The 12,760-nt window shown below is 31.7% G+C and carries 12 protein-coding genes; 5 read left to right on the top strand and 7 right to left on the bottom strand.

What is annotated here, in order from left to right; all coding sequences use genetic code 11:
• Positions 1-4,309: 4,309 nt before the first annotated feature.
• Positions 4,310-5,725: an AAA family ATPase gene (locus tag EW093_RS16725; protein WP_149569489.1), complete on the top strand. Its 1,416-nt coding sequence runs from the start codon at positions 4,310-4,312 to the stop codon at positions 5,723-5,725.
• Positions 5,683-6,051, top strand: coding sequence for an AAA family ATPase (locus EW093_RS18165; RefSeq protein ID WP_149569642.1), 369 nt, complete (start codon positions 5,683-5,685; stop codon positions 6,049-6,051). Before EW093_RS16725 ends, EW093_RS18165 begins: the two co-directional genes overlap by 43 nt.
• Before the next feature lie 135 nt (positions 6,052-6,186).
• Here the strand turns inward: EW093_RS18165 and EW093_RS17400 are convergent, their stop codons facing one another.
• From EW093_RS17400 to tnpA (EW093_RS16690), 7 genes are all read right to left on the bottom strand, one after another.
• Positions 6,187-6,324: a hypothetical protein gene (locus EW093_RS17400; protein ID WP_187759756.1), complete on the bottom strand. Its 138-nt coding sequence runs from the start codon at positions 6,322-6,324 to the stop codon at positions 6,187-6,189.
• Positions 6,325-6,430: 106 nt separating this feature from the next.
• Positions 6,431-7,960: an IS66 family transposase gene (tnpC, locus tag EW093_RS16715; protein WP_149567400.1), complete on the bottom strand. Its 1,530-nt coding sequence runs from the start codon at positions 7,958-7,960 to the stop codon at positions 6,431-6,433.
• A gap of 43 nt (positions 7,961-8,003) precedes the next feature.
• Positions 8,004-8,351, bottom strand: a complete 348-nt coding sequence (tnpB, locus tag EW093_RS16710; RefSeq protein WP_149567401.1) for an IS66 family insertion sequence element accessory protein TnpB — start codon at positions 8,349-8,351, stop codon at positions 8,004-8,006.
• On the bottom strand, positions 8,351-8,644 hold the full coding sequence (gene tnpA, locus EW093_RS16705; protein ID WP_149567402.1) for an IS66 family insertion sequence element accessory protein TnpA: 294 nt from the start codon (positions 8,642-8,644) through the stop codon (positions 8,351-8,353). Before tnpA (EW093_RS16705) ends, tnpB (EW093_RS16710) begins: the two co-directional genes overlap by 1 nt.
• A 67-nt stretch (positions 8,645-8,711) precedes the next feature.
• Positions 8,712-10,280 (bottom strand): IS66 family transposase, encoded by a 1,569-nt coding sequence (tnpC, locus tag EW093_RS16700; protein ID WP_149566823.1) that lies wholly within the window; start codon positions 10,278-10,280, stop codon positions 8,712-8,714.
• 41 nt (positions 10,281-10,321) lie between these two features.
• On the bottom strand, positions 10,322-10,669 hold the full coding sequence (gene tnpB / locus EW093_RS16695; RefSeq protein WP_149566822.1) for an IS66 family insertion sequence element accessory protein TnpB: 348 nt from the start codon (positions 10,667-10,669) through the stop codon (positions 10,322-10,324).
• Positions 10,669-10,974 (bottom strand): IS66 family insertion sequence element accessory protein TnpA, encoded by a 306-nt coding sequence (gene tnpA / locus EW093_RS16690; protein WP_149566821.1) that lies wholly within the window; start codon positions 10,972-10,974, stop codon positions 10,669-10,671. The genes tnpB (EW093_RS16695) and tnpA (EW093_RS16690) overlap by 1 nt, the downstream gene beginning before the upstream one ends.
• Positions 10,975-11,032: 58 nt before the next feature.
• Here tnpA (EW093_RS16690) and EW093_RS16685 point away from each other — a divergent pair, with 58 nt between their 5' ends.
• From EW093_RS16685 to EW093_RS16675, 3 genes are all read left to right on the top strand, one after another.
• The gene (locus EW093_RS16685) at positions 11,033-11,425 is read left to right on the top strand and encodes a hypothetical protein (RefSeq protein ID WP_149569488.1); all 393 of its coding nucleotides are present in this window, start codon (positions 11,033-11,035) and stop codon (positions 11,423-11,425) included.
• Positions 11,426-12,133: 708 nt separating this feature from the next.
• Positions 12,134-12,376, top strand: coding sequence for a type II toxin-antitoxin system Phd/YefM family antitoxin (locus EW093_RS16680; RefSeq protein WP_149569487.1), 243 nt, complete (start codon positions 12,134-12,136; stop codon positions 12,374-12,376).
• On the top strand, positions 12,376-12,636 hold the full coding sequence (locus EW093_RS16675; protein WP_149569486.1) for a Txe/YoeB family addiction module toxin: 261 nt from the start codon (positions 12,376-12,378) through the stop codon (positions 12,634-12,636). The genes EW093_RS16680 and EW093_RS16675 overlap by 1 nt, the downstream gene beginning before the upstream one ends.
• The last annotated feature ends 124 nt before the right edge of the window (positions 12,637-12,760 follow it).

The following is a 12,760-nucleotide window of genomic DNA, read 5'->3' as shown; positions in this document are numbered from 1 at the left end:
TCCAGGACTAATCGTCCCTCCATTCAAAAATCACGCCAACACTCCGTGACGAATCGGCAGGTTAAATGGACGTTATGTAGGCACTTTTGCGACTCAATGTTAAATTGGGGTATAATCAGATTCTAACTGGTAAAAAATTGAGATTTTAAAACATATTAAAAAAATAAAAAAAGGAAAAAGAGGGGACTGTAAGTCTAAACTTTTACCTTTGGTTATTTTAATAATTACATGATATGATCCGGTCAGGCAGGGTTCAGCCTAACGGCTTCAACAAAGTTTTACTTCGTCAGAAATCTTCTGAAATAGGGTTTATAGACCCCTTATTTCAAAACTGGGGGCGCTACATAACAAACATTTGAACCAGTCCGATTCTTTGTCATGATTTTTGCTTTCAGCCATTCCAGGACTAATCGTCCCTCCATTCAAAAATCACGCCAACACTCCGTGACGAATCGGCAGGTTAAATGGACGTTATGTAGGCACTTTTGCGACTCAATGTTAAATTGGGGTATAATCAGATTCTAACTGGTAAAAAATTGAGATTTTAAAACATATTAAAAAAATAAAAAAAGGAAAAATAGGGGACTGTAAGTCTAAACTTTTATCTTTGGTTATTTTAATAATTACATGATATGATCCGGTCAGGCAGGGTTCAGCCTAACGGCTTCAACAAAGTTTTACTTCGTCAGAATTCTTCTGAAATAGGGTCTATAGACCCCTTATTTCAAAACTGGGGGCGCTACATAACAAACATTTGAACCAGTCCGATTCTTTGTCATGATTTTTGCTTTCAGCCATTCCAGGACTAATCGTCCCTCCATTCAAAAATCACGCCAACACTCCGTGACGAATCGGCAGGTTAAATGGACGTTATCTGCACTCTAGATACTATAAATTTTTATCGAATATTGTTTATTAAAAATCCATGATACATGAATAGGAAATTTCCCTATATAAATTGAGTAATTTCGATTATTTTAAAATCAATTAACCAGGTGTATTCTTTAAACATATTAAAAAGTTAATTGAAAAAAAGTTATTTATTTAAAAATCCAAAAAGAATAGTTGAAAAAAAGGGATGGAGAGTTTGCAAAGGTGCAAACTCTTGCTATTTATAAATGACATTTATTTGACCCTTGTAGCAATGTGTCAAAAAATTGTAGAAGTTGAATATTAGAATTTAACCTACGGTAACCTTGTGGCAATGTGTCATAAAATTGTAGATGTTGAATATTAGAAATAAACCTACGGTAACCCTGTAGCAATATGTGATAAAATTGTAGATGTTGAATACTAGAAATAAACCTACGGTAACCCTGTGGCAATATGTGATAAAATTGTAGAAGTTGAATACTAGAAATAAACCTACGGTAACCCTGTGGCAATATGTGATAAAATTGTAGAAGTTGGATATTAGAATTTAACCTGCAGTATTTATAATATAAAAAGTGTAGCCCAGTTTAAATTTACAACCCAAAAAGGAAATATAAAAAGTGAGACTATATTTTGCTATTGTCAAAATATAAACAACACGAAATAGTTGATTCTATAAATAGTGGAAATAAAACTTGAAAGTTTATACAAGAAAAAAGAAAAGCATCTACTAAAGGGAATTGTAAAGGACTCAATTCCGATAGAAAGTTTTATTCATCAGGCATAATTAGCTTAAGAGAAATATATAAATAACTTAAAAAATATTAAAAAGCTGTCTGTTCGACAGATAACAAACATTTGAACTGGATTTTACTGTTTTCATCTTTCTTGCAGAAAAAGCAAGAAAGCCGCCAACACCTTCACTTCGTTCCGGCCGTAAAACAAGTTAAATGGACGTTATGTAGGCACTTTTGCGACTCAATGTTAAATTGGGGTATAATCAGATTCTAACTGGTAAAAAATTGAGATTTTAAAACATATTAAAAAAATAAAAAAAGGAAAAAGAGGGGACTGTAAGTCTAAACTTTTACCTTTGGTTATTTTAATAATTACATGATATGATCCGGTCAGGCAGGGTTCAGCCTAACGGCTTCAACAAAGTTTTACTTCGTCAGAAATCTTCTGAAATAGGGTTTATAGACCCCTTATTTCAAAACTGGGGGCGCTACATAACAAACATTTGAACCAGTCCGATTCTTTGTCATGATTTTTGCTTTCAGCCATTCCAGGACTAATCGTCCCTCCATTCAAAAATCACGCCAACACTCCGTGACGAATCGGCAGGTTAAATGGACGTTATGTAGGCACTTTTGCGACTCAATGTTAAATTGGGGTATAATCAGATTCTAACTGGTAAAAAATTGAGATTTTAAAACATATTAAAAAAACAAAAAAAGGAAAAATAGGGGACTGTAAGTCTAAACTTTTACCTTTGGTTATTTTAATAATTACATGATATGATCCGGTCAGGCAGGGTTCAGCCTAACGGCTTCAACAAAGTTTTACTTCGTCAGAAATCTTCTGAAATAGGGTTTATAGACCCCTTATTTTAGAACTGGGGGCGCTACATAACAAACATTTGAACCAGTCCGATTCTTTGTCATGATTTTTGCTTTCAGCCATTCCAGGACTAATCGTCCCTCCATTCAAAAATCACGCCAACACTCCGTGACGAATCGGCAGGTTAAATGGGCGTTATGTAGGCACTTTTGCGACTCAATGTTAAATTGGGGTATAATCAGATTCTAACTGGTAAAAAATTGAGATTTAAAACATATTAAAAAAATAAAAAAAGGAAAAATAGGGGACTGTAAGTCTACACTTTTACCTTTGGTTATTTTAATAATTACATGATATGATCCGGTCAGGCAGGGTTCAGCCTAACGGCTTCAACAAAGTTTTACTTCGTCAGAAATCTTCTGAAATAGGGTTTATAGACCCCTTATTTTAGAACTGGGGGCGCTACATAACAAACATTTGAACCAGTCCGATTCTTTGTCATGATTTTTGCTTTCAGCCATTCCAGGACTAATCGTCCCTCCATTCAAAAATCACGCCAACACTCCGTGACGAATCGGCAGGTTAAATGGGCGTTATGTAGGCACTTTTGCGACTCAATGTTAAATTGGGGTATAATCAGATTCTAACTGGTAAAAATTTGAGATTTTAAAACATATTAAAAAAATAAAAAAAGGAAAAATAGGGGACTGTAAATCAAAACTTTTACCTTTGGTTATTTTAATAATTACATGATATGATCCGGTCAGGCAGGGTTCAGCCTAACGGCTTCAACAAAGTTTTACTCCGTCAGGAATCTTCTGAAATAGGGTTTATAGACCCCTTATTTCAAAACTGGGGGCGCTACATAACAAACATTTGAACCAGTCCGATTCTTTGTCATGATTTTTGCTTTCAGCCATTCCAGGACTAATCGTCCCTCCATTCAAAAATCACGCCAACACTCCGTGACGAATCGGCAGGTTAAATGGGCGTTATGTAGGCACTTTTGCGACTCAATGTTAAATTGGGGTATAATCAGATTCTAACTGGTAAAAAATTGAGATTTTAAAACATATTAAAAAAATAAAAAAAGGAAAAAGAGGGGACTGTAAGTCTAAACTTTTACCTTTGGTTATTTTAATAATTACATGATATGATCCGGTCAGCCAGGGTTCAGCCTAACGGCTTCAACAAAGTTTTACTTCGTCAGAAATCTTCTGAAATAGAGTTTATAGACCCCTTATTTCAAAACTGGGGGCGCTACATAACAAACATTTGAACCAGTCCGATTCTTTGTCATGATTTTTGCTTTCAGCCATTCCAGGACTAATCGTCCCTCCATTCAAAAATCACGCCAACACTCCGTGACGAATCGGCAGGTTAAATGGACGTTATGTAGGCACTTTTGCGACTCAATGTTAAATTGGGGTATAATCAGATTCTAACTGGTAAAAATTTGAGATTTTAAAACATATTAAAAAAATAAAAAAAGGAAAAATAGGGGACTGTAAATCAAAACTTTTACCTTTGGTTATTTTAATAATTACATGATATGATCCGGTCAGGCAGGGTTCAGCCTAACGGCTTCAACAAAGTTTTACTCCGTCAGGAATCTTCTGAAATAGGGTTTATAGACCCCTTATTTCAAAACTGGGGGCGCTACATAACAAACATTTGAACCAGTCCGATTCTTTGTCATGATTTTTGCTTTCAGCCATTCCAGGACTAATCGTCCCTCCATTCAAAAATCACGCCAACACTCCGTGACGAATCGGCAGGTTAAATGGGCGTTAAACATACTTCAATACGATAATTAATTATTTATTAGTATACAGAAAGTTGAAAGCATAATAAAATATTTTAAACAGGAATAAAAATGATAAGTAAAATTGATTATATTAAAAACTTTGCTATATACAATAACTTCGTTTGGGACGATCATGTCAGAGATAAGGGTAATAATAAAGTTAACTTCGAAAAGTTAAATATTTTTTATGGAAGAAACTATTCTGGTAAAACTACATTATCTCGAGTGTTTAATTCCTTTGAAGAAAAAGAAGTTCATCCAAAATACTTGAATTCTGAGTTTCAATTAACATTTAGTGATGGAAATAGCTTTAATCAAAATAACATAGAGGATCATGAATATCATTTTAGAGTATATAATTCAGATTTTGTGAATAGAAATCTTAGATGCTTAATAGATGAAGAAGGAGCTATTTCACCATTTGCTATAGTAGGAGATACAAATCAAGAAATTGAAAAAGAAATAGAATCTTTAAATAAAAAACTAGGAACAATAGAACCTGCTTCAGGATTATACGAAGAGAAAAATATTAAATATGAAGCTTATATTGAGAAAAAAAAGTTATATAATCAAAACGAATCTAAATTAGAAGCAAATTTAAAACAAAAAGCAAAAGAAATAAAAGAAAATGCTAAGATATATAATAAGGTAACATACCAAATAAGAAATATTAAAGATGATATAGAAGAATTATTAAATTCTAGCTACATCAAATTAACTGATGATGAAATAGACGAGAAAAAGAAATTATTAAAAGAAAACATAAAGAAAGATATACTATTATTAAATATTTCGGATACTGATATAAGTAATAATATTAAAGAATGTAAAGAATTACTCTGCAAGAAAATAACCCCAACAAAAGCGATACAAGATTTACTAAACGATACGCTATTACAAAAATGGGTCAAAGATGGTATTGATCACCATAAAAAGAAAAGAACTTCATGTGCATTTTGTGGTCAAGATTTGCCTTCAGATTTATGGGAAAAATTAGATTCACATTTCAGTAAAGAATCAGAATTATTAATTAATGAACTAGAAAAACAAATAAAAATTATAGAAAATTTAAAACTAGAAAAATATGAACTTATTGATATTAATCTCTTATACAGCTCATATCATGATCAGTATTTAAAACTCTACAATCAATTAAATAAAAATATAGAAAATTACAATCAAGAATTAAATCAAGTTGTATCTCAGCTAGAATCTAGAGTAGTTAATACTTTTAAAGAAACAAAATTACTTCCTTTTAAAAATCTTACTCAAGAAATTACAGAGTTAAAGAAATCAATTAACTTATTATTTACAGAAAGTAATTCTTTATCAGATTCATTATCACAAAAGCAAGATTTAGCTAGTAAACTTCTTAGAAAAAATGAAGTTAATAACTTCATCACTTCTATAAACTACAAAAATGAAAAAGATTATATAGAAAAATTAAAAAAGAATATGAAGAGCTGTATGAAAAATATGAATTAGTCGAACAAGAAATTAATGAAAAGCTTGGAAGGATTGAAGAGTTAAAATCTCAAACAAAAGATGAGAAAAAAGGTGCAGATCAAGTAAATAAATATTTAAATAATTATTTTGGTCACAATAGTTTAAAACTTGAACATGAAGAAGGTGAAGGAAATTATAGATTTGTTATTAAAAGAGGTGATCATGTTGCATATAATTTAAGTGAAGGGGAAAGCAGTCTAATTTCTTTTTGTTATTTTATGGCTAAATTAGAAGAAATAGAAACTAAAGATAAAAAACTAATTATATGGATTGATGATGTTGATTCCCGATTTAAAATAGCATAAATTCCCGAACTAATCTGTTACAAATAATAGCTTTAAATACTCTAATTTCCCGTAATCATATATCATTTGTCATTTCTGAAATAATTTAAGCAAAAAATAAAGCGGGAAATCCCGCTTTAAAATTAATGTCTAAGTTTAGCGACTTAGAACAGCCTGAACATGCTCTTTTTCTACTATTGGTGAATTTGATAGATGAGCTTTAAATAAAGCATTCCTAGCCATATTATTAATAACCCTCATAACACCATTAGAAGCATCGTGTATTAAATTCATTGATCCTTTTGAGAATAAATTAGCCCCAGAAGACACATCTCGGACCCTCTGTTCAATATATGAATATGTTTCTTCTTTCTTTAGTATCCGTCATTTTCTTGGGCAGTTAAAGCATAATCTTATTAACTTCTACCATATCACAATTCCAAGGGGTGAGGTGTTCCATCGATTCACCTTCTGAAAGTAAAACTACATTTTCAAAAAGCCACTTTAAATACGCGTATGGATTTAACCCATTAAGTTTAGCAGTTTCAATTATAGAGTAGAAAAAACATAGAGATTCTGCTCCTTCAGGACTTCCAGAAAATAAGAAGTTACGTCTACCCATAACCATAGGTTTTACGACTCTCTCCGCAGCATTATTATCTGGAGTTAGTTCAGCACAATCTAGATAGTTAATGATTTTATCCCACTGTCCAAGAGTATATTTCACAGCTTTTCCGAGCTTACTTTCTGGTCGAAGATTTACAGCCTTCTTGTCCAACCATTTTTTAAGGTCTTCTAAAAGAGGTTCAACCTGCTTTCTTCTGTCTGCAATAAACTCACCTGGAGTCATATTCTTAGCCCTTAGTTTTTTTTCTACGTTATATATCTTTTGGATCTTATTTATTACAACATTAGACTTATTTTTCTGTTTAGAAGCAACATAAGCATCGTACAAAGCACGCCTTGCATGAGCTAAACAGCCTACGTGAATAATATCATCATTGTCTTTAAATATTTTATCGTACCCGGGATATCCATCAGACTGGACAAAGCCGGAGAATCCTTGTGTGAAATCCTTTATATAATTGGCATTACGCGATCTATTATATTCATATAAAACAATTTCAGAGCCTACTGGACCTCCACGGGAGACCCAGATATATGAATTGCTTGAATCTAATTTCCCATCTTCTCCATGAACTTTTAAAACGGTTTCATCCATCTGGAGATAATTACCTGTTTTTATGTGGGTTTTCATAATATCATAAAGTATTTGAAGCTTTTTATATGCTTTTATAGTCCAACTAGACATATTTTGTCGGCTTATTGGGATTCCAAACCGTTCAAATCTCTTTTCCTGCCTATAAAATGGAAGATAGTCACAAATTTTATTAGTCAGGATATAAGCAAGAAGTCCTGCTGTTATTATACTACCGGGTATTAATGATGGAGCTGCAGGAGCAATTCTGAAAACTGGTTTCTCTTCATCTCCAGAACCTTCACAGTTTCTACAAGCATATTTAGGTCTTATATGTCTCTCTACATATACTTTTTCAGGTATAACCTGAATTCTCTCAGTTACAACCTCATCTATTTTCACAAGCTCATGACCACAAGCACATTTTTTATCTTCTTCTGAAATATCATGAATTATATCTTTTCTTGGAAGTTCATCACTGATAGGCTTTCTTCCCGGTTTTTTCTTTTTATATTCAGAAACAATAATCTCTTCATCAGGCTCCTCTTCCATTGGAGTTTCTTCAAACTCCTCAAAGAGTTCTTTTTGAAGAGGCATCTTTTCACTAGATTTGCCGAAATGTTTACTTCTTAATAAGCGAAGTTCATCTTCTAAAAGAGTAACCTTATTCTCAAGAGAATCTATATATTTTAAAACTTCCTCAGGTAATTCCTGCTTGTTAATATCTGTCATTACAAAAGAATTCTACAATTTTAATAATAATTATAAAACCCCTTTAGTTCATTTCTTTAAACTTTATTTCTTTATGGGCTTTCCAAAAATCAATACCATCTAAAAGTAGCTTTAACTGTTCAAAAGTTATTTCTTGAGCATCTTCCTCAGTCATTGGCCATGGGAACTTATCTTTTTCTAGTTTTTTTTGCCACATACAGAATCCATTTCGATCCCAGTAAATACACTTTAATGTTTTTCTGTTACGGCTACAAAATAGAAAAAGGCTTCCTGAACCGGAATCCATTCCCATTTCGTCTTCTGTCAGTACAGATAAGCCATTTATTTGTTTTCTCATATCTGTTACTCCAGGTCTTACATATATAGATAGGTTTGTAAAATCTAGTATCATTATATCTCTCTTATCACAGAAATAATCTGAGCTATCTTTGAAGATGATACTGTGGCGGGAATCTCTAGTTTAATACTATTTATCATTAGCAGCGTTGGTTCTAAAGGTTTCTCTGATTTCAATTTAACTTTCACAAACTTTTCTGACTCTGTTTCTTTTAATCTCCTAAGCCAATTCTGAAAGGTTGTTTGTTTAATATTTTTTTGTTTAGTAAACTCTGTTATTGTTAAACCTGATTTTTGTTGTTCTATAACTAATTGTTTTCTTTCTTCTAAAGTATATTTCGATTTCATAAATCCTCCCAAATAGAGGATGAATCACTTTTCAAAATATTTTAATGGCATATAGTTTTGACGGATACTAAGAAGGTAACATAATTTTATTAACTTCTATTGGATCACATTTCCATGGAGCTAATTCTTCTAATGAGGAGCCTTCTGGTAATAATGGAGCCTTATCATATAACCATTTTAAATATGCGTATGGATTTAAATCATTTAATTTTGCCGTTTCAATTAAAGAGTAGAAAAAACATAATGCATCCGCACCTTCAGGACTACCCGAAAATAAAAAATTTTTACGACCCATAACAAGTGGTTTTACCACTCTCTCCGCAGCGTTATTATCTGGAGTAAGCTCTGCACAATCAAGGTAATTTATCATTTTATCCCATTGGCCTAATGTATATTTTACAGCTTTCCCCAATTTACTTTCTGGTCTAATATTTATAGCCTTTTTATCAAGCCAGTCTTTTAGGTTATCAAGTAATGGTGTCGCTAACTTCTTTCTTTCTGCTACAAATTCTTCCGGTTTGAGGTTCTTATCTCTAAGTTGTTTTTCTACAACATATATCTTTTGAATTTTATTAATTACAACATTAGACTTATTTAGTTGCTTAGAAGCTTTATAGGCATCGTAAAGCTCTCTCCGACAATGTGCTAAACATGTTACATGTGTTATTTTGTCACTATTTTTAAAAACGGCATTGTAACCTGGGAAACCATCTGACTGACAAAACCCAGAAAAGCCTTCAGTAAAATCTTTAATATATTTTGAACTTCGAGATCTATTATATTCATAGAGAGCTATACTTGAGTCTTTAGGCCCACCACAGGTGACCCATATGTAAGAGTTACTAGAATCTAATTTACCAACTTCCCCATGAACTTTGAGGACTGTTTCATCCATTTGAAGATATGTACCAGTCTTTATGTGATCTTTCATAATATCATTAAGACCTTTTAATTTTCTATAAGCTTTTATAGTCCAGTTTGACATATTCTGTCTGCTTATCGGAATCCCATACCTCTCAAATCTTTTCTCTTGCCGATAAAATGGCAGGTAATCACAAAATTTATTTGTATGGATGTAAGCAAGAAGACCACCAGTCACTATACTTCCTGAAATCAATGATGGTGGTGCAGGAGCAACTCTAAAAGTTGGTTTATCTTCATCTCCTGAACCTTCACAATTCCTGCAGGCATATTTTGGTCTTATATGTTGTTCTACATAAGACTTTTCAGGAATAATCTGTACCCTTTCTGTTACTACTTCATCAATTTTAACCATCTGACATCCACAAGCACACTGTTTATCATCTTCTGATATATCGTGAATGATTTGTTTTCTAGGTAGGGATGGATCTATAGGTTTTCGACCTTTCTTTTTTCTATTATATGCTGGAATAGATATAACTTCAGGTTCATCCTCTTCTTCTATATCCAAGGCGGTTTGCTCAAACTCATCAAATAATTCAGATTGTAAAGGTGTAACCTTTTCACTAGATTTTCCAAATCTCTTTACTCTTTCGAGACGCAACTCTTCTTCTAGTATTTTAACCCTATTTTCAAGAGATTTATTTGAGTTTTCAAGAGACTCAATATATGTAGATATTTCTTCAGGGATTACCTGTTTTTTTATTCCGCCCATCGAGTAAATACTACAATTTTATAAAAGATTATAAAACCCTTTTAATTCATCTCTTTAAAATATATTTCTTTATGGGCTTTCCAAAAATCTATACCAGACAATAGAAGTTTTAATTGTTCTAAAGTTATCTCTTCTGCATCATCTGCCGTTTGTGGCCATGGGAACTTATCTTTCTCGAGTTTCTTTTGCCACATTGCAAAACCATTTTTATCCCAGTATATACATTTCAAGTTTTTTCTGTTTTTGCTACAAAACAAAAATAAACTTCCAGAACCAGAATCTAATTTCATTTCACTTTCAGCTAAAACTGATAACCCATTAATCTGAGATCTCATATCTGTTGATCCAGGGCGAACGAAGATTGATATTTTAGTTAGGTCTAAAAACATCAGTTAACTTCCATTAGTACAGCGATTATTTTACTAATTTTATCTGAATTTATAACTCCACAGATCTCAATCTTTGTATCATTAACAATAATTTTAATATCATGAGTTTTCTTAGAATTACTCGTTTTAGGTTTTATCTTAACCAAATTTGATTTTTCAGTATTTATAGAGAACATTTTAACCCAATAAATAAAAGTTGATGCTTTTAGGTTATTTTCTCTACTAAAAGCTGCAACTGACTGGCCTGATTTATTGAACTCTGATACTAATAATTTCCACTCTTCGTGGCTCTTTCGACTTTTCATATTATCCCTCGGACTTAAGGGTGTAATATTTTATTTATTTTTTTAAGGGCATACTAAATTGACGGTTACCTCTGAAATAGCTCTTAATAAAATTAAAAATATAGCTAAAGCAAGAAATATTAAAATTCAAACCTACTTATTAAATATAGAATATGATTCTTTTGATATTATAAATGAAAAGTTTAATACTATTACAATGATTCACTATTTTCCTACAATTGCGAAATTGAAAGAAATTTTAAAATTATTGGAAATCGATGGAGTTTTATATTGTTGTACTTTTATAAAAGATAATCTGGGTATTGATAGTTCAAAATATCAAATTGGAATTTCTAGCGAAGAAATAAATCAATTAGAGACAGATTTTAATATTATTTATAATGAAAAAATTAAAGATGATAGGGGTGAAATCTATAAATTTATAATACAGAATAATGGGAGCTCAGTTTAACAAACATTTGAACCAGTCCGTATTTTTGTCATACTATTTGCCCGCTGCGCTCTAATGCAAATAGTACGCCAATCCCTTCGGGCACAATTCGGCAGGTTAAATGGACGTTATCTGCCGGCAAGCCGGTAGAAAAAATATAAAAAAATAAAGAAAAATATAAAATAAATACTGCTTTATTCTTTTTGGTATGAATTATTACTCTAATTTATAGTATAATATGAGAAATAATTAATTGCGAAAAAGAGAAAAGAAAATATTATTATCATAAAACAGAGAGTGCTTATTAGCCCAATTAACTGTTTCTTTAAAATTTAAACGGTTTCTATGAAGAATTTAACCTACGGTTTTCCTAATTAATAGTGCCTTGGAAAATAAAATAGTTCCAGCGAGGAATTTAACCTACGGTTCTCCTAAGAAATAGTGTCTTTTAAAATAAAATAGTTTCTATAAGGGATTTTAACCTACGGTTTTCCTAAGCAATAGTGTCTTGGAAAATAAAATAGTTTCAATGAGGAATTTTAACCTACGGTTCTCCTAAGAAATAGTGTTCTTCATAATAAAATTGTATCAATGATAATTTACATCTACTTTATCCATAAAAATTGTCTTATCTTGATTTATTTAATATTTTCAACATTTTTGATCTTTAAACCAACTCAAAAGAATGGTAGACTATTAATACGTAATAACGTACTACTGGAGGAACGTATGAGTAATATGAATATTACAACTGCAAGAAAAGATTTATATAAAATAGTTAAAAGTGTTAATGAAACTCATGAGCCTGTTTTTATTACTGGGAAAAATTCTTCAGCAATTTTGATTGGAGAAGAAGATTGGCGTAGTATACAAGAAACATTGTTACTCACATCAATCCCTGGAATGAGAGAATCTATAATTGAAGGTATGAATACAGATACGGATGAATTATCTGTAGATTTGGATTGGTAATGTATAAATTATTGTATACTAAACAATCACAAAAAGATGCTAAAAAGTTAGCATCATCAAATCTAAAAAATAAAGCCAAAGAAATATTATCGCAATTGGAAAAGGATCCTTTTATAGATTATCCACCTTATGAAAAATTAATTGGAGATTTAACAGGTTCATATTCAAGGCGAATTAATATTCAACATAGAATAGTATATCAAGTTTTAGAAGATAAAAAAATAGTAAAAGTACTTCGAATGTGGACTCATTATCAGTAATGCAATTCATTAGTATTGTCTGGAAACCAGTTGTGCTCAGATAACAAAGTTTTGAACCAGAACTTTGTTTTGTCACATTCTCTGCAAGAAAAATGCAGAGAATGCGCCAACCCGTCGGGACACA

Source organism: Thiospirochaeta perfilievii, assembly GCF_008329945.1.
Taxonomy (GTDB): Bacteria; Spirochaetota; Spirochaetia; order DSM-2461; family DSM-2461; genus Thiospirochaeta; species Thiospirochaeta perfilievii.
Note: the sequence above shows the minus strand (reverse complement) of the source record. Positions and strands in the feature narration are given on the sequence as shown.